Consider the following 25,211-nt stretch of genomic DNA (forward strand, 5'->3'; position numbering starts at 1 on the left):
AATAGTTGCATTTATTTTAAATGATGTTATTATCATACTAACAAGAGACAGAATTTGCTGCTTGAATTTACATAATACAAATTATAAAATTAAACACAACAAAAAATAAATTTTACTATTCTTAACAAACACTAATTTAATTTAAAAAAATTTTTTTAAAATATTTTCTTGATGTAAAATTTTCCAAGCAAGGTCTAATTGTGGTATTTAATATATCTAAAATAGATTTTAATCTACTACGAATATTAATTAATGGCTCATTTTAACCCAAATAATCAACGCCTTATATCTCTATTTATTCTTTCTACTAATGCTTTCTGACGAGATTTACCAGAATCACAAAAATAAACTCTTATTTTAAAGTGTTTTTCTATTGTTTTTCATCTATAAAATTCTTTTCCTCTATCGGTTAAAATACAACTAAATTTACTAATACCAATTTGTTTAATCATTTTCATTAAAATTGTTAATACAATACTTGCCTTTTTACTAAATAAAATATGATAAAAAAGTATTTTTGATTTACGATTTACTAAAACTAACAAATAAAAATTACCACAATCAAGAGTATCCATTTCTCAAATTCCACTAAAAATTAAATTATTTCCATAATCATTTAAAAATTGCTTATAATCTCTAATATTAAGTAATTTTCCACGATTATCATTTTGTTCCCCATTTTTTGTTTTTCTTTTTTTATTTTTAAAATATAGCATTTCTTTTTTTAAATTAAAATAACCTAATTTAATATATTTATACATTTTTTTAAAATATACACCAAATTTTACATTATATTGTAATTCATACGAAGTAATAATATTTTGTGGCGAACGACCAAAATTATTATATTCATTAGAAAAATGGCTTAATTCTTGTGAATTTAACATTGAATATTTACGACATTATTTTTTATTTTTATCATTTATTTTTTGTGCTTTTGCAGCATTATAATCATTAATATTATCAAACATATTTAACTCTCTTGCCAAATAGTTCTATAATCTCTATTCATTTGCTTAGCAATTTTTCGAATATTAATTGTTCCATTTTTCTTTTTAAATAATTCATTATCTTTCAATTTTTCCAAATTTACTCTTTCATTAAAATCTAATCTTTCATATTTTTTCACACTTTACCTCCTAAAATATTTAAAATGTTATAATTTATGTGCAATAATTATAACATTTTAAATATTTTAGGAGGTATCGGATTAACAGCAACAAATACAACATCATTAATTAGTTGCGAAAAACCAAATAATAGTGAAAACGGCGAGTAATAAACCAGAACCCAAACCAGAAAAACCACCAGAAAATAGTAATTGAAAGTTAATTGAAGATTGTAAATTACGCGGGATAATTTATTCTTTACTTTTTAATTTCAATATCATTTGTAATCTTATTGACAGTATTAATAACAATATCTTTACCATACTTTTTCACTAAGACCGCAAAATTAAATATTGCTTTATTTGCATAATTTCAACCTTCTATAATTAACTTAAAAATTAACTTAAAAAAGTTAACTAAATTAATAGTTAACTTTTTATGATTTGGTATTTACAATTTACATATCAAATAAAAAAATAAAAACTGCCGGTTGTTACCATTAGTTTTTGGGTTAGACTAATTCAATAATCACCATTGGAGCATTATCTCCTTTGCGATTATCTAATTTTAAAATGCGGGTATAACCACCATTCCGTGTTTTATATTTTTTGGCAATGCCATTAAATAATTTTTGTAAAGCAGTTTCTTTTTCATTCGCATCAATATCACGTAAAAAACTAGCAGCACGACGACGAGCATGTAAATCTTGTCGTTTCCCTAAGGTTACTAATTTATCAACATGTCGACGTAACTCTTTAGCTCGTGTTTCTGTTACTTCTAAGCGTTCATTAATAATTAGCTCGGTTACTAAATTACGCATTAAGCCATTTCTTCACGCCGTATTTTTTCCTCTTTTTTGTTGGTATGACATCCTCTTTCACCTCTCTTAATCACGTCGAAAGTGTAACCCTAATTGAGCCACTTTTTCTTTAATTTCTGTTAATGATTTTTTCCCTAAATTTTTAATATCTTGAATTTCATCTTCTGATTTGGAAACTAAATCCCGTAAGGTGTCAATTTTTTCTCTTTTTAAGCAATTTTGTGAACGTTGCGTAAACTCTAACTCATCAATACTACGATCTAATTCATCTTCTTCCACCTCTGCTTCAGATGAAATAATTTGTGTTACTTTAATTGCTTCGTTTAAGTTAACAAAGAATTCTAAATGCTCAGTAATAACTTTTGCGGCCATTGCCACGGCATTAACCGGCGTAATTGAACTATCTGTTTGAATTTCTAATTCTAATTTTTCTAAATCAGCGTTTTTTCCAACTTTAGTTGGTTCAACATTATATGCAGCACGTTGAATTGGACAATAATTTGAATCAATCACAATTAAGTCCGCATATTTTTTCTCTTTTTTATTATCCGTAAATGATTTATAACCGCGGGAATTACGTGCATGCAGTTCTAATTCTAATTCCCCACCCTTAGCAATAGTTGCTAATAATAAATCACCGTTAATAACTTCTACCCCTGTTGGCACAACTAAATCTTTAGCGTAAATTTCGCCTTCTTTAGTCGAAACAACTTTTAAAATTACTGATTCACCATCAGGAATAATATCTTGATTAATTTTTAATACTAAGTTTTTAATATTTAAAATTATTTTTGTAACATGCTCAATAACACCGGGAATAGCAGTAAATTCATGCGAGGCACCTTTAATTCGAATAGCAAAAACAGCGGCTCCTGGTGTTGCTGATAACAATGTGCGTCGTAACGCATTTCCTAACGTCACACCAAATCCTCGTTCTAACGGTTCAACTAAAAATTTTCCGTAATTATTTGCTTTATCTTCTGCCTGTAATTTAAATTCTGGTCTAATAAATTGTTTCATCGCCTAATCTTTCTCCTATCCTCTTGGTCTTTTTGGCGAACGCGCCCCATTATGAGGAATTGGTGTTACATCTTTAATTGAAGTTATTTCTAATCCAATTGCTTGAATACTACGCACGGCAGCATCACGGCCTGGTCCTGGTCCTTTTACTTCAACTTGAACACTACTCATGCCATGTTCTTGACTTGCTTTACCGGCTGCTTCAGCAACCATTTGGGCAGCATAAGGAGTTGATTTCTTGCTCCCTTTAAAGCCCATTGCCCCAGCTGATGATCAAGAAATAACATTTCCTGCTTCATCAGATAAGGTAACAATGGTATTATTAAAAGTTGAATGAATATGTGCAATCCCTTTTAGGACATTCTTTTTAACTTTTTTCTTATTCGTTTTTTTTCTAACAACCATAATTCTTCTCCTTATCTACTATTTTTTCTTATTAGCAACTGTTTTTCGTGGTCCCTTAACTGTTCGCGCATTTTGCTTTGACGATTGTCCGCGTGCTGGTAAACTTTTACGATGACGTATCCCACGATAACTACCAATTTCCATTAATCGTTTAATATTTAAGGCAACTTCACGTCGTAAGTCTCCTTCGGTTTTTAATTTGGCAATTTCATTCCTAATAGTTGTTAATTCATCTTCTGATAAATCTTTAACACGAATATCTTCTGATATTTTTGCTTCTTTTAAAATTCGTTGTGATTGTGGCTTTCCAATTCCATAAATATATGTCAACGCAATTACCACGCGCTTATCATTTGGAATATCTACTCCGCCAATACGTGCCATGTTCTGTTTCTCCCTTTCTTAACCTTGTCGTTGTTTATGTTTTGGCTGTAGACAAATTATCAATACACGCCCTTTTCTTCTAATTACACGACATTTGTCGCAGTTTTTTTTAACTGATGATCTTACTTTCATCGTGTATTCTCCTTTACCAACATTTTTTGTTATTTTATTTCTTAATTAATAGATTGTTTTTATTTATGTCTAAAAATAATCCGCCCACGTTCTAAATCATAAGGTGACATTTCAACAACTATTGTGTCTCCGGGTAAAATGCGAATGTAATTCATCCGGATTTTACCCGAAACGTGCGCTAAAATAGTTACACCATTTTCTAATTGCACCTTAAACTTCGTATTTGGTAATACTTCTAAAATTACTCCTTGTACTTCAATTAAATCAGTTTTGGCCATTTTATCTATTACCTCCAATCTCCGTTATTTTAAAACTTCCATAATCTGGTCTCAAACAGCAGGTCCCTCCATATCAGCATCAATAACAGTTAATACTTGTTGATGTAAATAGTATTCAATTAACGGTGCTGTATCAGCATGATAGGCCGCTAATCGAATTTTAATTTTCTCTTCGCTATCATCTTTGCGTTGAACTAATGGGGTTTGATCATCATCACAAACGCCAGCTACTTTTGGTGGCACCGCCGTTTTATGATATGTTTGTCCACAAGTCGGACAAGTTAAACGGCCCGTAATTCGCGCCACTAATTTTGTCTCATCAATTTCAAAATATAAAGTATGATCAACCTTACTATTTAACTTGTGTAATAATTGATCTAATTTTTCCGCCTGGACAATTGTCCGCGGAAAACCATCTCAAATTAAATCCCCAGTTACTGTTTGTAAATGATTTTTAACCATTTGAATCATAATGTCATCAGGAACTAATTTCCCTTGTTCCGAATATTGCTGACACAAAATTCCCAAGGGGGTTTTCTGCAGAATATTATCCCGAATAATATCTCCTGTTGAAATGTGGGTAAAACCAAACGCTTTAACCAAATGATCTGATTGGGTTCCTTTCCCACTCCCAGGAGCTCCTAACAAAATAAAATTTCGCATCAATTTTCCTCTGGCTTTCTATCATAAATATGAATTATTCGTATCATCTGATAATTGTTGCAATTTTTTATCAATAAATGCTTGTTGCGTAATTCGTCCTTTAACTTGACACATTGTCTCTAAAGCTACTGACACCATAATAATTAACCCTGTTCCGCCAATTGCTAGCGCACTTGGTAAGGCCGTTAATTTACTAATAACATATGGTAAAATCGCGATTGCTGCTAAGAAGATTGACCCTAAAATACTTAAACGGTTAATTGTCCCCTTAATGTATTTTTCGGTTTCTTTCCCGGGTCGAACCCTTGGAATAAAGGTTCCAGATTTTTGGAAATTCTCAGCAATTTTTTCTGGATTCATTTGAACTTGTGAATACAAGAATGTAAATAAAATTGTTAAAATAGCATAAATAATAATTCCTGGTCATGTCCCAAATGATAAATAATTATTTGTAAACTGGACAAAACCATTGTTTGGATTACTTACTCCAATAATCTGCGCCACTGTAATTGGCGCTGAAATTAACGCCGAGGCAAAAATTACCGGAATAACTCCAGCGGAATTAATTTTTAATGGTAAGAACGGACGACTCTCTTCATCCCCAGATGCTAAACCACTTCCTGTTTGCTGAATTGGTAATTTACGTTCTGATTCATTTAACATTACTACAAATAAGACAACTAATAAGAACATAACCACATAAACTAAGAATTTTAAAATTCCATCAAATAATAAGTTAATATCTTCTTGTCCTGAAATTCAGAATTTAAAAGTTGTTTGTAAATTATTTGGTAATTGCGCTACGATTCCAGCAAAAATAATTAATGAAACCCCATTGCCAATTCCTCTAATTGTCATTTGATCAGCTAATCAAAGCATTAACATTGTTCCAGCAATTAATGCTGTTGGAATTAAAATGTAATAAAAAATGGAGCTTCCTGTTCCAAAGTCCAATGAATCTCATTTTGGTGAAATAATTCCTTGGTTTGCCATTGTAAAAATTGTGGCAATACCTTGCATAATTGCAAACGGAATTGTTAATCATTTTGTTAAACGATCTAATTTTTTGCGCCCACGTTCACCACTTTTGGTTCAACGTGATAAGGGCGGAAGTACATCGGTTGATAATAACTGTACAATAATTGAAGCAGTAATATAAGGTGATACTCCTAAAGCTAAAATTGAAAACTTCCCAAGGGTTCCTCCCCCTAACATCGAAATCAAACTAAAGAATTGATCATTGTTTGATAAATCTTGAAAATCAGGTGAAATTCTGATCCCTGGCACTGTTAAATAACTTCCTAAACGAATTAAGACTAAAATCAATAAAGTAAAAAAAATTCGTTTAATCAAATCTTTATTTTTAACAAAGAAATTTGATGATTTAACAATATTAACCTCGCTATTATGGCAAGATGCTTTTCTCTTTTTTGCTTTAGTTTTCACTATATTACCTCCACTTTTCCTCCAGCTTTTTCAATTGCTGTTTTTGCAGTTTGTGAAACTTTGTTAACTTTAATATTAACACTCTTAGATATTATACCATTACCTAAGATTTTAATTAATTGTTTTTCGTTTTTTAGCACTTTTTTGGCAACTAATGTTTGATGGTTAATTTCATTTAAGCCTAATTTTTCTAAATTACTTAAGTTTAACAAGACATATGTTTTAGTTATTAAGTTAGTAAAACCAACTTTTGGTAAACGACGGAAGATAGGGGTTTGTCCCCCTTCAAAACCGGGGCGAACACCGCCACCAGTACGAGCATTTTGTCCTTTATGTCCTTTTCCCGATGTTTTTCCTAACCCTGATGAAGTTCCTCGTCCTAAGCGTTTTTTGCTATGACGCGCTCCATCGCTATACTGTAACTCGTTTAATTTCATTGTTTTGTCCTCTTATCCTTGTAACTCTTCTAGTGACTTACCACGTAATTTTGCAATTTGGTTAATTGTTCGTAAATTACGTAAACCATCTAACGTTGCACGAATCATATTAATTGGGGTATTTGATCCTAAAGATTTTGTATAAACATCTGCTAATCCCGCTAATTCAATTACAGCTCGTGCTGGACCACCAGCAATAACTCCTGTCCCTTTGCGTGCTGGTTTAATTAGCACTTTGCCAGCGCCAAAATGACCAATAACTTCATGGGGAACAGTTGTTCCAACTAGGGGCACTTTAACTAACTGTTTCTTTGCCTCTTTAATTGCCTTTTTAATTGCATCAGGAACTTCGTTTGCTTTCCCAGTTCCAAAACCAACACGACCTTTTTTATCACCAATTACCACAACTGCCGCAAAACGGAAGTGACGTCCTCCCTTTGTTACTTTAGTAACACGACGAATTGTGACAACTTTCTCTTCAAACATATTATTATCACCACGACGATCATTATTACGTTCAAAGCGTTGATTTCCTTGGCGAGGATTATTGCCTGCAAAATTTCCTTTTACCGGTGGTTTATCGGCTGGACTTCCTGACTTTTGTTTTAAATCTGTTTTATTTTCTGCCATATTTCCTTATTGCTCCTTTTAAAATTTCAATCCCGCTTCACGGGCAGCTTCTGCAAATGCTTTTACTTTTCCATGGTATAAATATCCACCACGATCAAATACTACGGTTGTAACTTTTTTTTCAAGTGCTTTTTTCGCAATTTCAGCTCCAACTTTTTCCGCTGCAGCGATATTGCTTGTTGATTTTAAACCGGCCATTTTTAATGTTGAAGCCGCAACAATTGTTTTTTGCTTCACATCATCAATTAATTGGGCGTAGAAATGCCCATTCGATTTAAACACATTTAAACGAGGAATTGCGGTTGTACCATTAATTTTGGCACGAACACGAAAATGTCTTCTTTTTCGTTTCGCACTACGACTTTGACTTTCTAAATTTGCCATTATTGTGATTCCTTTCTTCTGCTATTTACCAGCAGATTTTCCTTCTTTACGGATAATGTATTCGTTTTTGTATTTAACTCCTTTACCTTTATAAGGCTCTGGTTTACGATAATTTCTGATGTTTGCTGCTACTTGCCCAACTAATTGTTTTGAAATTCCTTCAACAATAATTAGTATTGGTTTTGGAAGAGTAATGGTAATTCCAGCTGGAATTTTATATTTAATTGGATGTGAATATCCTAAACTTAACGTTAGCTTATCGCCAACCAATGCTGCCCGATATCCAACTCCGTTAATTTCTAATTCTTTTTTGAAACCTTTGTTGACACCTTCTAACATTCCTTGAATTAAAGAATTGATTGTGCCATGTAATTGCTTACTATGTTTCACATCATTTGCTCTGGTTGTTGTCACAACGCCTTCTTCTGCTTTAACTGTAATAACGCTTGGAATTGTTTGCTCTAATTGTCCTTTTGTGCCTTTGACAATAACATTATTTGGTTGAATTGTTACTTCAACACCACCTGGAATTTTTAACTCTCTATTACCAATTCGAGACATTTTCTTGCTCTCCTTTAAATATTCTATCAAACATAAGCAATAACTTCCCCACCTAAGTGAGCTTGTTTTGCTGCTTTGTCTGTCATAATTCCTTGGTTGGTTGAAATAATTGCAATTCCCATCCCATTTAAAACTTGAGGTACTTTTTCAACGGTTACATAAACTCTTAATCCTGGTTTTGAGATTCGTTTTAATCCTGAAATAACTTTTGTTTTTCCTTTATATTTTAAAGTTAACGTTAAGTCTTTTTTAATATCCCCTGATACTTTAAAGTCTTCGACATAGCCTTCTTCTTTCAAAATCTCAGCAATTCTTACTTTCATTTTACTTGACGGCATTTTTACACTTTTGTGTAAACGTTGATTGGCATTGCGAATTCTTGTTAACATATCAGCGATTGTATCAATCATCATAATTAATTAGTCTCTCTTTCTATCATGAAGCTTTTCTAACCCCAGGAATTTGTCCATTATATGCTAATTCTTTAAAGCATACACGACATAAATCGAATTTACGTATCACAGCATGAGAACGTCCACATCTTCCACAACGAGTATAACCTCTTACCTTGAATTTTGGATGGCATTGTTGTTTAACTTTTAATGATTTTTTGGCCATATCTTTCCTCCTATTTTTTAAATGGCATTCCCATTTTACCTAATAATGCGCGAGCATCGGCATCATTAGTGGCACTTGTGACAATTGTAATATCCATTCCCCGTACTCTTTTAACTTTATCATAGTCAATTTCAGGGAAAATAATTTGTTCTTTAATTCCTAAGGTATAATTCCCACGCCCATCAAAAGCGTTATTATTAAGTCCTCGGAAATCTCTTACCCGTGGCAAAGCAATGTTAATTAGTTTATCTAAAAAATGATACATTTTTTTCCCACGTAAGGTAACTTTTGCGCCAATTGGCATTCCTTCACGTAATTTGAAAGAAGCAATTGAACCTTTTGCTTTTGTAATAACTGGATGTAATCCAGTTATTAATGCTAATTCATTAGTAATATCTTCGATTACTTTACTATTTTGTGTTGCATCACCAGCTCCCATGTTCACAACAATTTTTTGAACGACAGGAACTTGCATAATTGATTGAAAACCTTGCTCTTTGAATAATTCTTTAATAATGGTATTTTTATATTTTTTTTCTAAATTAACAGTCATTATTTAAACATTATTCCTTTCTTTACGCTAAATGCGCTTTTGATTTCCGAGCAATTCGAACTTTTTTTCCGTTATCAGCAATTTGATAACTGATTTTTGTAATTTCTTTTTTGTTTTTTGGATCAATTAATGCAACATTTGAAATATGAACTGAGGCCAGAACTTGTTGAATTCCTCCTTCAATATTATCTTGAGAAGGTTTTACATGTTTAACATTTGTAATTCCTTCAATTACCACACGACTTTTTTCGCGTAAGACACGAATGATTGGACCTTCTGTCCCCTTATGTTTTCCAGCTACGACTTTTACTAAGTCACCTTTTTTAAATTTAACTTTATTCATCTCGTAGCCTCCTATAATACTTCTGGTGCTAGGGAAGCAATTTTTGCAAAACCAGTATCCTTAATTTCACGGGCAATTGGCCCAAAAATTCGTGTTCCTCGTGGGTTTTTATCATCTTTAATTAATACTACAGCATTTTCTGAAAATTTAATTTGTGTTCCATCGTTTCGTTTTAATCCGCGTTTAGTGCGAACAATAACCGCTTTAACAACTTGTCCTTTTTTGACAATTCCACCAGGAATTGCTTTTTTAATTGTACATACAACAATATCCCCAATATTAGTAAACTTTCGTCATGAACCACCCAAATTTTTAATTACTAACACTTCTTTTGCACCAGAGTTATCAGCAACTTTTAATCTTGATTCTTGTTGAATCATTTTTTATTATCTTCTTCTTAACCAATTGCTTTTTCGATAATTTCGATTAAACGAAAGTGTTTAGTTTTTGATAAAGGGCGCGTTTCCATAATGCTTACTTTATCTCCAATATGTGCTTGGTTTTGTTCATCATGGGCTAAATATTTTTTTGAATATTTAACACGTTTTTTATATAACGGGTGATTTTTGTATGTCTCAACTAAAACAGTAATTGTTTTTTCAGTTTTGTCTGAAATAACACGTCCTTGTAGGACTTTACGACTATTTCTTTCCATTATTTTTTTCCTATACCTTTCTTAGATGTTTTGTCAGCGGTTTTTTTTGTTGCTTTATCAGCGGTTAAAATCTTATCACGATTTTCTTTTCAATTTGCTCCGTATGTATATTCTTTGACGTTTGGATCTTTTGTTTTTAAATCTAAATCAATTTTAACATTTGACCCACGCCCTTTGGCAGTGTCACCCATTCGAACAACTGAACTTTTGATTGCTGCTAATTTTTCTTTTGCATTAAGTTCGGTTGCTTTTTTAACAGTCTTTGTTGACCCTGCTTTTTTTTCACCATGGAGTACTTCAATTTCTGCTTTAGCAAAAGTAACTGACTTAACTGTTACAGTTGCTTTCCCACTTGTTGGTGTTTTTTTACTTTTAGCAGCTGATTTTTCAGCAGGATCACTTTCTTTAATTAAAGTTTTTAATGCGGCATCTTTATCAGCGGCTTTTTTAAATTCTATAATTTTTTTTGGCGCTGATGGCGTTGCTTTTGCTGTTTCTGGTTTTTTCTCCACAACAACTTTTTTCTCAGGAGCAGTTTTAACTGCTGCTGGTTTCTTGTCCACCACAGGAGCTGGTTGCTCTGTCGTTAAACTTGGTTCGTCGACTGCCACTGACGCTGTTATATCCATTGCGTCAGTTAATGATAAGTCTATTAAATTTGGCATTTGTCCGTCAGCGGCTTGTTGTTCAACCATCATTTGTTCAATTTTTTCTTTGCGTTGTTTTGCAAAAGCTTGTGATTCTTTTTCAATTTTCGCATATGTTTCACTTAAATTAATTTTGACATTAATTTCAGTATTTTCACCAGCATTTTTACGAGTAGATAAGATTGTTAAAATTCAAGCAATTTGTTTCTTTAATTCTCCAATGCGATGGGGTTTTTCTAAATTCCCCATTGCTGATTGAAATCTTAATGCAAATAATTCAGCTCGTGACTCTTCTTCAAGTTTTTTCAACTCTTCAACTGATTTTTTATTTAAATCATTCATCTTAGTCTTCTCCTTTTGTAACAATCTTACATTTCACTGGTAATTTATGCATTGCTAATCGTAATGCTTCACGGGCAATTTCTTCCGAGACTCCTGCTACTTCAAACATTACTGTTCCCATTTTAACTACTGCTACTCATTCTTCAGGTGAACCTTTTCCTGAGCCCATCCGTACTTCTAATGGTTTTTTTGTTTTTGCCATATGGGGGAAAATTCTAATTCATACGTTCCCTCAGCGTTTCATATAACGAGTCATAGCAATCCGTGCCGCTTCAATTTGGCGGTTGGTAATTCAAAATCCCTCTAGTGATTTTAATCCAAATTCTCCAAAATCTACTTTCGTATTTCCTTTTGCTTTTCCTTCGTACTTAATACGATGCGGACGACGATACTTTGTTCTTTTTGGTAATAACATTATTTTGCCTCCTTAACAGCACGATGTGATTTTGGTCCTTGATCACGACGATTATTGTTTGAACGATTAAAATCTCTTCTTTCAAACTTTGGTTTTTCATCACTAGTGGATACTAATTCTTTGCTCAAGATTTCTCCTTTACAAATTCAAACTTTAACTCCGATTTGACCATAGGTTGTTAAAGCTTCTACTAATGCATAATCAATATCACTACGTAAAGTTGCCAATGGCACTGTTCCTTCGGTATATCCCTCCGTTCGCGCCATATCGACCCCTCCTAAACGTCCTGATACTGAAGTTTTAATTCCTTGTGCTCCAGCTTTCATTGCCTTTTTAATGGCTAGCTTTTGCACACTTCTAAATGATGCACGATTAACAATTTGTTCCGCAATTATATTTGCGACTAATTGGGCATCAGTATCTGGGTTTTTAATTTCAACAACATTAATTTTTACTTCCATTTTACGATCGCCAATTGTAACATGTGCTAATTTTACTAATTTAGCGATTTTTTTTCCTTCTTGTCCTAAGACAATACCAACAGAAGCAGTTCTGATAAAGATAACAATTTCTTTTTTTGTGCGCTCAATTTCAATTTTAGAAACACTTGCTCCTTTTAATTCTTTCATTAGAGCTTTTCTAATATTGATATCTTGATGCAATCATTTAACATATTCTTGCTTTTCGGCGTATCATCTTGAATCTCATGTTTTAATAACTCCAACTCGTAATCCTGTTGGACTAACTTTTTGACCCATCTCTTGTTATCTTCCTTTCTTATTATTGTCCATCACTAACCGTAACGGTGATGTGACTTGTTCTCTTCAATATTTCATATGCTCGTCCATGTGCGCGCGGACGGAAACGTTTTAATGTTGGTCCTTCGTTAACGAAGATTTCTTTAATAAATAAGCGATCAGCATCTAGACCATTATTATTAACAGCATTAGCTATTGCTGATTTAACTAATTTCTGTACTGGTACTGATGATTTTTTGTTTGTGTTCTTAAGAATAACTATTGCATCTCCCACTTTTTTATTCCGAATTAAATCGGTTATTAATCTTACTTTTCGTGGCGATATTCGAATACTTCTTAAGTTTGCTCTTACATCCATTTTCTTACATCCATTTATATAATACTCACTTTCTGAATTTGATTATTTTTTCTTTTTCTTATCATCGCCATGCCCACCAAATTTTCTTGTTGGTGAGAATTCTCCCAGTTTATGACCAACCATATCTTCGGTAACATAAACTGGAATATGTTCTTTCCCATTGTGGACAGCAAAAGTATGACCAATAAAATCAGGATAGATAACGCTTCTTCTTGATCAGGTTTTAACAACTTCTTTTTTATTCGTAGCATTTAATACTTCAACTTTTTTCTGTAAATGTTTATTAACAAATGGCCCTTTTTTAAGACTTCGTGACATTTTTTACCTCCTATATATAATCTCTCTAATTTTAATTTTTACTTTCAACTATTATTTGTCTGATTTGACCCTAATTAGCAAGATTATTTAGTACGTCTTCTAACGATTAGTTTAGTTGAAGCTTTTTTCTTATTACGAGTTTTCAATCCTAATGCTTTTTTCCCTCATGGAGTCATTGGCGCTTTTCGTCCAACTGGAGTTTTACCTTCTCCCCCTCCATGTGGGTGATCATTCGGGTTCATAACTGATCCCCGAACAGTTGGACGAATTCCGCGTCAACGATTTCGTCCAGCTTTTCCTCAATTTACTAAGGCATAATCTTCGTTTCCAACTTCACCAATTGTGGCACGACATTCAGCTAAGATCTTACGAACTTCACCAGATGTTAAACGAATTGTGACATATTTGCCATCTTCATCTTTCCCTAGTAATTGCACTGATGACCCCGCTGAACGCGCTAATTGGCCACCTTTACATGGGCGTAATTCTAAATTATGTAGAACTGTCCCTTCTGGAATGTTTTTTAATTTCATACAGTTTCCAACTTTAATATCAGCTTTATCACTGCTAATAATTTGCATTCCAACTTTAATTGTTTTTGGTGCTAAAATATATCTTTTTTCACCATCAACATAATTAACTAAACTAATAAAGGCGTTACGATTTGGATCATATTCAATGGTTGCAATTTTTCCAATAATATCATCCTTATTACGTTTAAAGTCAATAATACGATATTTAACTTTATGGCCGCCACCTTTATGTCTTATTGTAATAACCCCTTGGTTATTACGACCAGCATGTTTTTTCCGAGTTTCAATTAATGATTTTTCCGGGCGGTCAGTTGTTAGCACGGAAAAATCTAATGTCGTCATATTACGACGACTCGGTGTAACTGGTTTAAAACTCTTAATTGGCATTTTTATTTATCCTCCTGTTGCGCCAATAAACAGTCCCAGATAGTGTATCCTGGAATTATTTATCTTCTCCTAATAAATCTAATTTCTCTCCTGGTTTTAATTTAATAACTGCACGTTTTGTATATGTTGTCTTTCCAACAAATTTTCCCATTTTCTTTTCTTTTGGGTCATAATTAATAACATTAACTTTTTTAACTTTTACTTCAAATATTTTTTCAAAAGATTTTTTAATTTGAACTTTGTTCGCTGTTTGCGCAACTTCAAAAGTATATACACCATTAGCCATATTACGATATGTTTTTTCTGACAAAATTGGTTTTTTAATAATATTTGTAATATGCATTATGCGTACACCTCCTCAATTGCTTTTATTGCTTCTTCTGTTACTAATAATTTGTTTGCATTTAATAAATCATAAATATTAATTCCAGTTGATGTAATTATATTTACTTTCTCAATATTACGTGATGATTTAAAGTTAATTTCATCACCTTCAATCGTAATAATTAATAATTTTTCATTATTAACTTTTAAATTATTTAAGACTTCAACCATTGCTTTTGTTGAAGGCTTGTTAATTCCAAATTGGTTAATTACCATCATATTTTTATCTTGAACTTTCAATGATAATGCTGATTTAATTGCCAATTTTCTTACTTTTTTATTAACATGTTTTAAGTATTTTTTTTCCGGAGTTGGACCAAAAACAATCCCTCCGCCTTTTCATTGCGGTGCTCTAATTGAACCTTGGCGAGCACGACCAGTTCCTTTTTGTCTTCAAGGTTTTCTTCCCCCACCAGATACTTCTGTTCTTGTCTTAGTTTTGTGTGTGCCTTGACGCATTGCGGCTTGTTGCGCAACCACAGCATCAAACATTGCTTGTTGATGTGGAGCAATCCCTCAAATGGCATCATTTACACTAATTTCTTTAACGCTAGTTCCCTTCGCATCAAGTACTTGTAATTTCATTTTATTTAAAATTCCTTTCTACAAAACTATTCTATCTTTGATACTGGTGCATCAGTGACTGCTGCTGGTGTTGTTTCAACGCTTGAATCAACAACTCCTTCAACTGGTTTTTCTTCTTTTATTGTGGGTTCTGATTTTTTTGCGTCAACAGTTCTTTTAATTAGTTCTATTGGTGCATTAGGTGTTAAACCTTTAATTGTTTCTTTAATAACTACAAATTGTTTTTTCGGACCTGGAATTGAGCCTTTTACTAATAAAGCATTTTTTTCAGTATCAATTGCAATAACTTCTAAATTTTGAATTGTTACTTTTTCGGTTCCCATATGTCCAGGCATTTTTTTAGATTTTAAAATTCGATTTGGTGCAATTGGCCCCATTGATCCAACCCCACGGTGGTAACCTGACCCATGGCCCATGGGTCCCCGTGAATAGTTATGTCTTTTAATCGAACCGGTAAATCCTTTCCCTTTTGAAGTTCCTGTAACATCAACGAATTCCCCAGCAGTAAAGATATCAACTTTAATAATATCGCCAGAATTATAACCATCCATATTTCTGATTTCTTTAACGAAGCGCTTAGGTGTTGTGTTCGCTTTTTTAAATTGCCCTTGGTCTGGTTTTGAAACCAAGTTAACTCTTTTATCTTCGACAGCTAATTGAAGTGCTTGGTAACCATTTTTTTCTTTTGTTAACATTTGCAAAACAACATTAGGTTGTACTTCAACTACTGTAACTGGTATTAATCTACCGTCGGTAGCAAAAATTTGTGTCATACCAATTTTGCGTCCTAAGATTCCTTTCATTTCTTTCCTCCTTGAAAATACGTCATATATATTTTGTCTCTAAATTAAATTTAAGAATGGTTATTTATTTCATTTCAATTTCCACACCACTTGGTAGTTGAACCCTTTTTAGAGTATCAATTACCTTTGGACCATCAGGATTAATAATATCAATAATTCTTTTATGCGTTCTCATTTCAAATTGTTCTCTTGAATCTTTGTATTTATGAGTTGCTCGTAAAATAGTGATAATATTACGTTCAGTTGGTAAAGGGATTGGTCCCTTTACCTGTATTCCTGCGGCTTGAGCTGCTTCAATGATTTTTTTAATTGATTGATCAACCACACGGTGATCAAAACCTTTTAATTTAATTCTCATTTTAGTTTGAGCCATTACTTTTCCTCCTAATTTGTTCATATTTTTTGTGTAAACATTTACAACCCTTATCAGTGTATCAAAGATAAACCAAAAAAGATGTTCCCACAAAATATACATGCTCATTTATTTTATTGGATAATAGTTAATAATGCAAGTCTTTTTTTGTGTAAATTGTAAATACCAAATCACAAAAAGCTAACTAAATTAATAGTTAGCTTTTTGTGATTTGGTATTTACAATTTACAGTCTTATTTATATTGATTAGTAATCGAATCAACATTAATTTTTCATTTTAAAGCTGGGAAAGTATAATCTGATGTTTGCGTTAGAAATTGGCCATTTTTACCAACCTCTTTATCTTCATCTGCTGTTAAGGTTCCTTTTTCATCCCCTTTTTTAACAAATCCTAAGGCTACTTGAATATCGGGATTAATTTTAACATCATTTGGAATATCACTTAAATTATAACGGTGATAATAATCATCCTTTAAATCATCAAAGTCATAGAAATCATAACTAAGGAAGAATCATTGATGACCATAAGTTGCTTCATCATTCTTACTATTTGGATTAAGATAAACTAAGTAATTAGCATAAACGACTAATTTATCAATCGTTGCAGTAAAGGTAAACCGATGATGTTCCCCTTGGAATTCTAAACGAATTGCAACATTTGGAATAACAATTGCAACATAACGGGTTGATTGATAACCACGATTTTGTTCAATTTTGTCATAACCTTCATTATATCCATTTTTAGGATTATTTAATCATTTAATAATTGATGCTACTGGTGAAAATGTTTTTAATGATGGTGGAGTAAAAAAACCTTTTTTACTAATAGTAGGTCAAGTATGCTCTTTAACTCAATCTTTTTCATTTGTTTTTTCTGGATTTCCAGTTGTTGTCACTAAATTTTTATTTGTTGAATCCTGAATTGCTTGATTTTCATTGGCAAGTAAGGCTACTTGCACATAAGTTGAATCATAACTAGTTGAATAATCATTATAAAAAGCTTCTCATATTTTTTTTTGATTAATTTTCTTACTACTATCAAGAGGATCTGCCGTATCACTTTTCGCCTTGGCAATTAAGTTATCTTTTTGCCCTTGTAACCCAGTGGCAACTTGTTCATCACTTCATTTTGTCCCTTTCCCAGTTGTTACACTATTATCTTTTGTTAAATTTATTCCATGTAAAAAAGGATTAAGGACATTATTAACTAAGCCCATTCGGCCTCCTTGTAAACTATACTCAAAAGGAGCATCAGTTTCATCTTTTCCTGACTTAGTGGCATCGTCTATTCCATTTGTTGATTTATTAGTTGCTGTTGGAGCATGACTAAATTTTTGATTCCCATTATATATAAAAACAGAAACTGGACTCCCTTCTGGGGTTTTACTACATGCAACAAGCGATGAAACTGATGTTAAACATAACACTGATGCTGTAAAAATTGATAGTAACTTACGCATTATAAAACTCTTTTCTAAAACACTAATTTAATAATTATTCTTTTCACTGAATAATATATTATCTTAAATTTATGTATTTTTCAAACCAAAATCAGCAAACGATCCATGTTTTTTTACAAATAATAATTCAACCTTACCAGTTGGTCCATTTCGATGCTTTGATAAAATTAATTGTGCTTTTTCAGTTTCTGGCCCTGCTAATTCTAACTTATCTGAATCATGGACAGTATAATATTCTTCTCGAAATAAAAACATAATAATATCGGCATCTTGTTCAATTGCCCCTGAATCACGTAAATCAGACATAATTGGTCTTTTATCTTCTCGTTTTTCAACTAACCGTGATAATTGTGATAAACAAATAATTGGTACTTCTAACTCACGTGCTAAAGCTTTAAGTTGCCGTGAAATTGTGGAAACTTCTTGTTGCCGTGAATCACCAAAATGCGTTCCGGTACTTAATAATTGTAAGTAATCAATCACAACTAAGCCAACTTCATTTTCCCGGCATAATTTTCGTAATTTTGATTGCAACTCAATAACTTTTAAACCAGGTGTATCATCAATAAATAACTTTGTCTGTTTTAAAAAATCTGCCGCCTTGGTAATATTTTCCCAATCCCGACTTTGTAAACCTTTTCCTGTTCGAACTTTAACCGAATCTACCGTTGAATAACTCCCTAACATTCTTTGAATTAATTGTTCCGCTGGCATTTCAACAGAAAAAATTGTAACAGCTTTCTTTGATTCAGCAGCTGATTTAACAGCAAAATTTAATGCTAAAGCAGTTTTCCCCATTGATGGTCGCGCTGCTAAAATAATAAAATCCCCTTTTTGAAATCCCGAAGTCATCCGGTCTAAATCACGAAAACCACTTGGACTTCCTGTTAACATTTCCCCAGAATTTTCCAATAATTCAATTTTGTGTAATACTTTGTCCACTTCATCATAAGATGTTTTAAATAAATTACCTTTTCGTTCTTTTTTAACATCTAAAATTTCTTTTTCGGCCTGACTAACAACTTCATCAATTGGTTGATGAGCATCAATGTACCGGTTAATCTTATTAACAACTGCTTTTAAACGCCGTGATGTTGTATTTTTAATAATAATATCTAAATACTCTGATAAATTAGCATCCGTTGTATATGACTGAAATAAATCCGTTAAAAATTCAATTCCGCCAATTTTATTTAAAATATTATTTTTTAACATATAATTACTCAATGTTGCAACATTAATCGCATCCTTTGCTAAAAATTGTTCTTGTAAAGTTTTAAAAATCACTTTATAATTCATCACAGTAAAATCATCTTCGTTTAAAATCGAAAAGACTTCTTCAGCAGCATTAATTGAATGGGCAATAATTGCTAAAACATTTTTTTCGGCATCATTAATAACATTAATTTTATTTATCTCAGTTTTACTTATTTCTATTTTATTTAAAGTTTCCATCAATTAAGTCTCCTTTTTTTCAATCATTACTTTTAATTTTGCGATAATATTTGGAGCTAATTTAATTTTTAAATAATGCAGACCAAAACTTCTCAAATTATTATTATCAATAAATTTCTTTTTATCAACTTTTAAATTAAATTCTTTTGCTAAACGATCTTCAATTACTGTTAAAGAAACGCTTCCAAATATTTTGTTATCATGTACTTTTAATTTAAAATTTAATGTTAATTGTTCTAAGGCAGTTTTTAATTCCTCTAAAGTTGCTTTTGTCGCTGCTGCTTGAGCTGCTTGTTGCGATAACACGACATTTAACTTCGCCAAATTAGCCGGAGTTGTTGGAATGGCAAATCCCTCTTTAATTAAGTAATTTTTAGCATAGCCATCAGAAACTTCAATCATGTCATTGACTTTGCCTTTACCTTTAACATCTTTCACTAAAATAACTTTCATCCTAATCACCTACTACAAATTATAACGGAAAAAGTTCGCAAAATATTTACAATTTACATATTTTATTTAGTGTAAATTGTAAATACCAAATCATAAAAAGTTAACTAAATTAATAGTTAACTTTTTTTAAGTTACTTATATGAGGTTGAAATTATGCAAATAAAGCAATATTTAATTTTGCGGTCGTTAGTAAAAAGTATGGTAAAGATATTGTTATTAATATTGTCAATAAAATTGCAAATGATATTAAAATTAAAAAGTAAAGAATAAATTATCCCGCGTAATTTACAATCTTCAATTAACTTTCAATTACTTCCAACTGGTGGTTGTTGTGGTTTGGGTTCTGGTTTATTACTCCCCGTTTTCACTATTATTTGGTTTTTCGCAACTAATTAATGATGTTGTACTTGTTGCTGTTAATCCGATTACCTCCTAAAATATTTAAAATGTTATAATTATTGCACATAAATTATAACATTTTAAATATTTTAGGAGGTAAAGTATGAAAATATGAAAGATTAGATTTTAATGAAAGAGTAAATTTGGAAAAATTAAAAGATAATGAATTATTTAAAAAGAAAAATGGAACAATTAATATTCGAAAAATTGCTAAGCAAATGAATAGAGATTATAGAACTATTTGACAAGAGTTAAATATGTTTGATAATATTAATGATTATAATGCTGCAAAAGCACAAAAAATACATGATAAAAATAAAAAACAATGTCGTAAATATTCAATGTTAAATTCACAAGAATTAAGTCATTTTTCTAATGAATATAATAATTTTGGTCGTTCGCCACAAAATATTATTACTTCGTATGAATTACAATATAATGTAAAATTTGGTGTATGTTTTAAAACAATGTATAAATATATTAAATTAGGTTATTTTAATTTAAAAAAAGAAATGTTATATTTTAAAAATAAAAAAAGAAAAACAAAAAATGGGGAACAAAATGATAATCGTGGAAAATTAATTAATATTAGAGATTATAAGCAATTTTTAAATGATTATGGAAATGATTTAAGTTTTAGTGTAATTTGAGAAATGGATACTCTTGATTGTGGTAATTTTTATTTGTTAGTTTTAGTAAATCGTAAATCAAAAATACTTTTTTTATCATATTTTATTTAGTAAAAAGGCAAGTATTATATTAACAATTTTAATGAAAATGATTAAACAAATTGGTATTAGTAAATTTAGTTGTATTTTAACCGATAGAGGAAAAGAATTTTATAGATGAAAATCAATAGAAAAACATTTTAAAATAAGAGTTTATTTTTGTGATCCTGGTAAACCTCGCCAGAAAGCATTAGTAGAAAGAATAAATAGAGATATAAGGCGTTTATTGGCTCAAAATGAGCCATTAATTAATATTCGTAGTAGATTAAAATCTATTTTAGATATATTAAATACCACAATTATACCTTGCTTGGAAAATTTTACATCAAGACAATAATTTAAAAAAATTTTTTTAAATTAAATTAGTGTTTGTTAAGATTAGTAAAATTTATTTTTTGTTGTGTTTAATTTTATAATTTTAAAAATAAATATTAAAAACAATATTTTTAATTTACTATTCTTTGTGATTATTGTTTTTTATTTTTAATTTGCTATAATTTTATTAACTTTTTATGATTTAGTTTTACAATATACAAAGATTTTAAATTTATGGTTGTTTTTTGAACAAATTTAATGTTATAATTATTTAGGTTTTCGGGCTATAGCTCAGTTGGTTAGAGCGCACCCCTGATAAGGGTGAGGTCGATGGTTCAAGTCCATTTAGCCCGACCATTTTTTATACTATTTTTGGGCCCGTAGCTCAGCTGGGAGAGCACCTGCCTTGCACGCAGGGGGTCGACGGTTCGATCCCGTTCGGGTCCACCATCTATAAAAGAAATATGTATATTGTAAAACTAAATCATAAAAAGTTAATAAAATTATAGCAAATTAAAAATAAAAAACAATAATCACAAAAAATAGTAAATTAAAAATATTGTTTTTAATATTTATTTTTAATTTGCTATAATTTTATTAACTTTTTATGATTTAGTTTTACAATATACATATTTTATTCCACAATTGGGTCTAAATCCTCAATATCAAGAGCTCCTCTGAGTTTTTCTTTTTTAATATTTTTTTTCTCTAATTTTGCTTGCATTTTTGCTGCTTTTAATTCTTCTTTCATTAACCGCTTGGTTTCTTTTTTCGAAGTTTTAGCATTACGGTTAAAATCATTATCATTAACAAAATTAAAGAATTCATCATCATCAGCTACATTAATTGAGTTTGCCGCTTGTTGTGGTTGCTCCGTTTGTTGTTTTTGCTGATTAAGAAAAACGGGATCTGTAACAAAAACTTGTTCATAATATGATTGATTATTTGGTGGTTGTTCCTGATTTCCTTGTTCATAACTTGAATAACTTGATCTTATCGGTTCCTCTGAACTCACCACTGAATTATTATTATATTGTTGTTCAACCATTGGTTCATCAAAAGGTACATTCCCTTGATTTTGGTTCATACCTGACCCATAATTATATTCTTCCGTTGGGAACTGATTTATTTGTTCTTCATCCCTACGTTCTAAAAACCCATTATTTGCTTCTGGTGAAATGCTTGGTTCTTTTCTTAAGTCATTATTTTTTTTGGTATGCAAATCACTATTTGATTGAAAATTGTTATTAAAATGATCATGATAATTTGAATTATTATGGCCACAAGGACAAGCGCCACCACAATTATTATTTTGTGGTTCGTAGTAATTTGGATACATCCCTGGATACATCCCGCCTTGGCACATTCCATTTCCCATTGATGGATATGGTGGCATCATTGAATAAAATGGATATGGTGGCATCATTGGATAAAATGGATACGGTTTTGGCACTACTTGCTGAGCTGGAGCTGGTTGTTGAATAAAAAAGACTTGTGGTGAAGCACCATTAGTTGTCGGATGCGGGGTAATAATCTGTTGCGGATTGGTTGCATATTGAGGTGCCGAAGCCCCTGTTAAATAACTATTTGGATAAGACGGAATCGGCGATAATGTTAAAGTGCTGATGAATACTTCTGCATCACGACGACTTCTAAAAAGTGCAACTTCACTATTAGTATCATGTGACTTTACTAAATATCCTTCTTCATTTGGTAAGATATAAAAGCCATTATTATTCATTTTTGCACCTCATTTGCCCGATTCTCTATCTAATTCTACTTGATACTATATATTTTATCATAAAAAAAACAAAAAATATATAATATCATATTTATTTTTTAAAGGGAAGAAGTACACTTTAAAATTAATATTTAATTTAAATTACTGTTTAATTTTTAATTAAATTGAATCTAACGTTTCTAATCGTTCTAAAAATCTATTGATAGCTTTATTTTGATCCTGTTTTCATCATTGCAACGACGATATTCATTCAAATTTTCAACCATTACTTTCTAAAATTGATTGTCGTCAAATATCACAAGTCCGGTCTGCTGGTTTTGAATGATAAGTAGGACCATCACATTCAATTGCTAAAATAAAATTATTGGTTGTTTTATCTTTAATTCATAAGTCAATTGAAAAATCGGATTGCTTTACTTGTGGAATAATATCATATTTTTTATCATTTAAATGTAATTTTAATTTATCATAAATTTCTCGTTCTAAAATACTATCCATTTGTTGATAATGATTATTATCTGTAAATTGTAAATACTAAATCATAAAAAGTTAACTAAACTAATAGTTAACTTTTTATGATTTAGTATTTACAATTTACAGATAATCTTTTTTTAATATTTAATTTTTTTAAACATAAACCATATGGTTTTGCACAGTATTTTGTTGTTCCCCCCGCTGGTGGATGTTTTAAAACCATTTTTAATTCCATTAAACTAACTTGTCCTCAATAACATGCCAAAATATTTTGTGTTAACATCCTAATTTGATAACGAATAAAACTTGGTCCCACAAAATGAATTTCTATTTTTTTGGCTCTATTTCGTTTAACTCAAATTTTTTTAATTGTTCGTTGCGTTGCAATATTTTCGTCCGCTTTAACACTGGTAAAAAAAGAAAAATTATGAGTCCCAACAAAAACTTGACTAATTTTATGCAATTTTTTCACATCTAGCAAACGATCAACTTTTAATTCATAACGATGATTAAAAAGATCATATGTTCGATCATTAATCGTATAAACATATTCTTTGACTTTGGCTGTCCGAACACTAAAATTCTCGGAAACAACTTGGTATTTTTTAATATTAATATTTGGTGGTAAACTTTTACCAACTATCTTAATAAAAAAACCTAAATGACGTGGTTGAAACGGTAGCTTCACTAATACCTTTTGATCACAAGCATGAACCCCTGCGTCGGTTTTACTAGCTCCTAAGGTTCAAATTTTTTGCTGACAAATGCCAAAAAATGCTTTCTCTAATTCAAATTGAATTGTTCGAGCATTTTTTTGTTTAACTCAACCGCTATAATCATAACCATCATATTCAATACTTAATAATAAATATAACATTATCATCCTAAAACAAATTCATCAATATGAAGAATCCGAATACGTAAAAATCCTGTTGAAATTTTGCCAAATGTTCAACCACTTGGTCCTCAATGTCAAACTTCATAAAAGGTTTCATATTGACCCATTGTTACTGATTGCGCAATAATAACACTGGCAATCCCAACCCCAAAAATAAATAATAAGATATCCGTAAAATGAATGCGATAATGACGATACCGTGTTCGTTTCGCCTGGGGGTCATATCCTCGAGCATCCATTGCATAAGCTAAATCTTCTGCTTTTTGAAAGGCTGATACTAATAATGGAATAATCAAAGCTGTTGTTGATTTAATTTTGTCTTTAAAGTGTCCATTCTTAAAATCAACTCCTCGTGAAGCTTGGGCCTTCATAATTCGTCCTGCTTCTTCAATTAATGTTGGGATCATACGTAAAGCAATTGAAATAATTGTTGATAAAATATGAACTGGGAAGCGCACTAATTTTAACGGACTTAATAAATCTTCTAAGGCTAATGTTAAATCCAATGGGCGGGTTGTAGCAGTTAAAATTGTCGTAATTAAAATCATTAAATAAATCCGACACGCCATATAAAGGGCATTAAAAAAGGCTTTTTCGGAAAAAGCAAATCAACTTTTCCCCCCAGCGGCAACTGGGCCAGTTGCCGCTGCTTTGCCCCCTCAATGTCAACCAATAAAACCATCCGTGACTAAAAAACAATTAATTAATAATAAAATAATAAACATAAATAAAATTGGTTTTAACAATGCTCGTAATAATCTTGGTCGTAATTTCGCTAAAAAGAACAAAATAAAAATCGTTACCCCTAAAATAGCATAACCAGTAAAACCAGTTGAAAAAAAGATTGATACCATTAATGATAACAACATAAATAATTTTACCCGTGGATCCATTCTATGAATTGGGGAATTATAAGCAATATAACGTCCAAATGATAAGCGCATCTT

35 protein-coding genes, 2 tRNA genes and 2 pseudogenes are annotated in these 25,211 nt (G+C 31.2%); 3 read left to right on the forward strand and 36 right to left on the reverse strand.

The features are described from left to right. Nucleotides 1–136 precede the first annotated feature (136 nt). From AACK78_RS07625 to rplI, 32 genes and pseudogenes are all read right to left on the reverse strand, one after another. Nucleotides 137–1,129, reverse strand: a pseudogene (locus tag AACK78_RS07625) (IS30 family transposase). Nucleotides 1,130–1,620: 491 nt separating this feature from the next. After that, complete coding sequence (gene rplQ, locus AACK78_RS04860) at nt 1,621–1,980, reverse strand: 50S ribosomal protein L17 (RefSeq protein ID WP_338954812.1); 360 nt, start codon at nt 1,978–1,980, stop codon at nt 1,621–1,623. A 15-nt stretch (nt 1,981–1,995) separates the two neighbouring features. Continuing rightward, nucleotides 1,996–2,949: a DNA-directed RNA polymerase subunit alpha gene (locus AACK78_RS04865; protein WP_338954814.1), complete on the reverse strand. Its 954-nt coding sequence runs from the start codon at nt 2,947–2,949 to the stop codon at nt 1,996–1,998. A 15-nt stretch (nt 2,950–2,964) separates the two neighbouring features. Continuing rightward, the gene (rpsK, locus tag AACK78_RS04870) at nt 2,965–3,354 is read right to left on the reverse strand and encodes a 30S ribosomal protein S11 (protein ID WP_338954816.1); all 390 of its coding nucleotides are present in this window, start codon (nt 3,352–3,354) and stop codon (nt 2,965–2,967) included. An 18-nt stretch (nt 3,355–3,372) separates the two neighbouring features. Beyond that, entirely contained in the window at nt 3,373–3,738 is a 366-nt protein-coding gene (gene rpsM, locus AACK78_RS04875) for a 30S ribosomal protein S13 (RefSeq protein WP_338954818.1), read from the reverse strand. An 18-nt stretch (nt 3,739–3,756) separates the two neighbouring features. Beyond that, a complete protein-coding gene (gene rpmJ, locus AACK78_RS04880; RefSeq protein ID WP_338954820.1) occupies nt 3,757–3,870 on the reverse strand; it encodes a 50S ribosomal protein L36 in 114 nt (37 codons plus the stop codon). Between the two features lie 59 nt (nt 3,871–3,929). After that, the gene (gene infA / locus AACK78_RS04885) at nt 3,930–4,148 is read right to left on the reverse strand and encodes a translation initiation factor IF-1 (RefSeq protein ID WP_338954821.1); all 219 of its coding nucleotides are present in this window, start codon (nt 4,146–4,148) and stop codon (nt 3,930–3,932) included. A gap of 24 nt (nt 4,149–4,172) precedes the next feature. Continuing rightward, entirely contained in the window at nt 4,173–4,811 is a 639-nt protein-coding gene (locus AACK78_RS04890; RefSeq protein ID WP_338956496.1) for an adenylate kinase, read from the reverse strand. Between the two features lie 18 nt (nt 4,812–4,829). Further along, nucleotides 4,830–6,257, reverse strand: a complete 1,428-nt coding sequence (gene secY / locus AACK78_RS04895; RefSeq protein WP_338954822.1) for a preprotein translocase subunit SecY — start codon at nt 6,255–6,257, stop codon at nt 4,830–4,832. Further along, nucleotides 6,257–6,694 (reverse strand): 50S ribosomal protein L15, encoded by a 438-nt coding sequence (gene rplO, locus AACK78_RS04900; RefSeq protein ID WP_338954823.1) that lies wholly within the window; start codon nt 6,692–6,694, stop codon nt 6,257–6,259. The genes secY and rplO overlap by 1 nt, the downstream gene beginning before the upstream one ends. Nucleotides 6,695–6,706: 12 nt before the next feature. After that, entirely contained in the window at nt 6,707–7,180 is a 474-nt protein-coding gene (rpsE, locus tag AACK78_RS04905) for a 30S ribosomal protein S5 (RefSeq protein ID WP_338956498.1), read from the reverse strand. Between the two features lie 162 nt (nt 7,181–7,342). Continuing rightward, complete coding sequence (rplR, locus tag AACK78_RS04910) at nt 7,343–7,708, reverse strand: 50S ribosomal protein L18 (RefSeq protein ID WP_338954824.1); 366 nt, start codon at nt 7,706–7,708, stop codon at nt 7,343–7,345. A 21-nt stretch (nt 7,709–7,729) separates the two neighbouring features. Continuing rightward, nucleotides 7,730–8,269, reverse strand: coding sequence for a 50S ribosomal protein L6 (gene rplF / locus AACK78_RS04915; RefSeq protein ID WP_338954825.1), 540 nt, complete (start codon nt 8,267–8,269; stop codon nt 7,730–7,732). Nucleotides 8,270–8,292: 23 nt separating this feature from the next. Then, nucleotides 8,293–8,682 (reverse strand): 30S ribosomal protein S8, encoded by a 390-nt coding sequence (gene rpsH / locus AACK78_RS04920; RefSeq protein ID WP_422396861.1) that lies wholly within the window; start codon nt 8,680–8,682, stop codon nt 8,293–8,295. 19 nt (nt 8,683–8,701) lie between these two features. Further along, the gene (locus AACK78_RS04925; RefSeq protein WP_338954826.1) at nt 8,702–8,887 is read right to left on the reverse strand and encodes a type Z 30S ribosomal protein S14; all 186 of its coding nucleotides are present in this window, start codon (nt 8,885–8,887) and stop codon (nt 8,702–8,704) included. 10 nt (nt 8,888–8,897) lie between these two features. Next, a complete protein-coding gene (rplE, locus tag AACK78_RS04930; protein WP_338954827.1) occupies nt 8,898–9,440 on the reverse strand; it encodes a 50S ribosomal protein L5 in 543 nt (180 codons plus the stop codon). 22 nt (nt 9,441–9,462) lie between these two features. After that, nucleotides 9,463–9,783, reverse strand: a complete 321-nt coding sequence (rplX, locus tag AACK78_RS04935; RefSeq protein WP_338954828.1) for a 50S ribosomal protein L24 — start codon at nt 9,781–9,783, stop codon at nt 9,463–9,465. A gap of 11 nt (nt 9,784–9,794) precedes the next feature. After that, nucleotides 9,795–10,163 carry a 50S ribosomal protein L14 gene (rplN, locus tag AACK78_RS04940; RefSeq protein ID WP_338954829.1) on the reverse strand — a complete coding sequence of 123 codons (369 nt, stop codon included), beginning with the start codon at nt 10,161–10,163 and terminating at the stop codon, nt 9,795–9,797. A 17-nt stretch (nt 10,164–10,180) separates the two neighbouring features. Further along, nucleotides 10,181–10,441, reverse strand: a complete 261-nt coding sequence (rpsQ, locus tag AACK78_RS04945) for a 30S ribosomal protein S17 (protein WP_338956504.1) — start codon at nt 10,439–10,441, stop codon at nt 10,181–10,183. Beyond that, nucleotides 10,438–11,427, reverse strand: a complete 990-nt coding sequence (gene rpmC / locus AACK78_RS04950; RefSeq protein WP_338954830.1) for a 50S ribosomal protein L29 — start codon at nt 11,425–11,427, stop codon at nt 10,438–10,440. The genes rpsQ and rpmC overlap by 4 nt, the downstream gene beginning before the upstream one ends. A 1-nt stretch (nt 11,428) precedes the next feature. Beyond that, nucleotides 11,429–11,842 carry a 50S ribosomal protein L16 gene (rplP, locus tag AACK78_RS04955; protein ID WP_338954831.1) on the reverse strand — a complete coding sequence of 138 codons (414 nt, stop codon included), beginning with the start codon at nt 11,840–11,842 and terminating at the stop codon, nt 11,429–11,431. After that, nucleotides 11,842–12,600 carry a 30S ribosomal protein S3 gene (rpsC, locus tag AACK78_RS04960; RefSeq protein ID WP_338954832.1) on the reverse strand — a complete coding sequence of 253 codons (759 nt, stop codon included), beginning with the start codon at nt 12,598–12,600 and terminating at the stop codon, nt 11,842–11,844. The genes rplP and rpsC overlap by 1 nt, the downstream gene beginning before the upstream one ends. 22 nt (nt 12,601–12,622) lie before the next feature. Beyond that, the gene (gene rplV / locus AACK78_RS04965) at nt 12,623–12,958 is read right to left on the reverse strand and encodes a 50S ribosomal protein L22 (protein WP_338954834.1); all 336 of its coding nucleotides are present in this window, start codon (nt 12,956–12,958) and stop codon (nt 12,623–12,625) included. 42 nt (nt 12,959–13,000) lie between these two features. After that, on the reverse strand, nt 13,001–13,276 hold the full coding sequence (gene rpsS, locus AACK78_RS04970; RefSeq protein ID WP_338954835.1) for a 30S ribosomal protein S19: 276 nt from the start codon (nt 13,274–13,276) through the stop codon (nt 13,001–13,003). Between the two features lie 83 nt (nt 13,277–13,359). After that, nucleotides 13,360–14,196, reverse strand: coding sequence for a 50S ribosomal protein L2 (rplB, locus tag AACK78_RS04975; RefSeq protein ID WP_338954836.1), 837 nt, complete (start codon nt 14,194–14,196; stop codon nt 13,360–13,362). A 55-nt stretch (nt 14,197–14,251) separates the two neighbouring features. Beyond that, entirely contained in the window at nt 14,252–14,539 is a 288-nt protein-coding gene (rplW, locus tag AACK78_RS04980; protein WP_338954837.1) for a 50S ribosomal protein L23, read from the reverse strand. After that, a complete protein-coding gene (gene rplD / locus AACK78_RS04985) occupies nt 14,539–15,165 on the reverse strand; it encodes a 50S ribosomal protein L4 (RefSeq protein ID WP_338954838.1) in 627 nt (208 codons plus the stop codon). Before rplD ends, rplW begins: the two co-directional genes overlap by 1 nt. A 26-nt stretch (nt 15,166–15,191) precedes the next feature. Beyond that, nucleotides 15,192–15,968 (reverse strand): 50S ribosomal protein L3, encoded by a 777-nt coding sequence (gene rplC / locus AACK78_RS04990; protein ID WP_338954839.1) that lies wholly within the window; start codon nt 15,966–15,968, stop codon nt 15,192–15,194. 64 nt (nt 15,969–16,032) lie between these two features. Beyond that, the gene (rpsJ, locus tag AACK78_RS04995; protein WP_338954840.1) at nt 16,033–16,341 is read right to left on the reverse strand and encodes a 30S ribosomal protein S10; all 309 of its coding nucleotides are present in this window, start codon (nt 16,339–16,341) and stop codon (nt 16,033–16,035) included. A gap of 233 nt (nt 16,342–16,574) precedes the next feature. Continuing rightward, nucleotides 16,575–17,801 (reverse strand): hypothetical protein, encoded by a 1,227-nt coding sequence (locus AACK78_RS05000; protein WP_338954841.1) that lies wholly within the window; start codon nt 17,799–17,801, stop codon nt 16,575–16,577. Nucleotides 17,802–17,870: 69 nt separating this feature from the next. Continuing rightward, on the reverse strand, nt 17,871–19,256 hold the full coding sequence (dnaB, locus tag AACK78_RS05005) for a replicative DNA helicase (RefSeq protein ID WP_338954842.1): 1,386 nt from the start codon (nt 19,254–19,256) through the stop codon (nt 17,871–17,873). A gap of 3 nt (nt 19,257–19,259) precedes the next feature. Then, nucleotides 19,260–19,709: a 50S ribosomal protein L9 gene (gene rplI / locus AACK78_RS05010; RefSeq protein WP_338954843.1), complete on the reverse strand. Its 450-nt coding sequence runs from the start codon at nt 19,707–19,709 to the stop codon at nt 19,260–19,262. A gap of 488 nt (nt 19,710–20,197) precedes the next feature. Here rplI and AACK78_RS05015 point away from each other — a divergent pair. From AACK78_RS05015 to AACK78_RS05030, 3 genes and pseudogenes are all read left to right on the forward strand, one after another. Then, nucleotides 20,198–21,173 (forward strand): annotated as a pseudogene (locus AACK78_RS05015) (IS30 family transposase). 258 nt (nt 21,174–21,431) lie between these two features. Beyond that, nucleotides 21,432–21,508 (forward strand) — tRNA-Ile (locus AACK78_RS05025). Nucleotides 21,509–21,525: 17 nt separating this feature from the next. Next, nucleotides 21,526–21,601 (forward strand) — tRNA-Ala (locus AACK78_RS05030). Nucleotides 21,602–21,785: 184 nt separating this feature from the next. Here the strand turns inward: AACK78_RS05030 and AACK78_RS05035 are convergent. The 4 genes from AACK78_RS05035 to AACK78_RS05050 all read right to left on the reverse strand — a co-directional run bounded on the left by AACK78_RS05035 (nt 21,786) and on the right by AACK78_RS05050 (nt 25,208). Further along, entirely contained in the window at nt 21,786–22,892 is a 1,107-nt protein-coding gene (locus tag AACK78_RS05035; protein ID WP_338954846.1) for a hypothetical protein, read from the reverse strand. 159 nt (nt 22,893–23,051) lie between these two features. Next, the gene (locus tag AACK78_RS05040) at nt 23,052–23,390 is read right to left on the reverse strand and encodes a hypothetical protein (RefSeq protein WP_338954847.1); all 339 of its coding nucleotides are present in this window, start codon (nt 23,388–23,390) and stop codon (nt 23,052–23,054) included. An 82-nt stretch (nt 23,391–23,472) separates the two neighbouring features. Beyond that, nucleotides 23,473–24,243 carry a tRNA pseudouridine synthase A gene (locus tag AACK78_RS05045; RefSeq protein ID WP_338954848.1) on the reverse strand — a complete coding sequence of 257 codons (771 nt, stop codon included), beginning with the start codon at nt 24,241–24,243 and terminating at the stop codon, nt 23,473–23,475. After that, entirely contained in the window at nt 24,243–25,208 is a 966-nt protein-coding gene (locus tag AACK78_RS05050; RefSeq protein ID WP_338954849.1) for an energy-coupling factor transporter transmembrane component T, read from the reverse strand. Before AACK78_RS05050 ends, AACK78_RS05045 begins: the two co-directional genes overlap by 1 nt. Nucleotides 25,209–25,211 lie beyond the last annotated feature (3 nt).

The organism is Spiroplasma endosymbiont of Polydrusus cervinus (genome assembly GCF_964019755.1).
Taxonomy (GTDB): Bacteria; Bacillota_I; Bacilli_A; order Mycoplasmatales; family Mycoplasmataceae; genus Spiroplasma.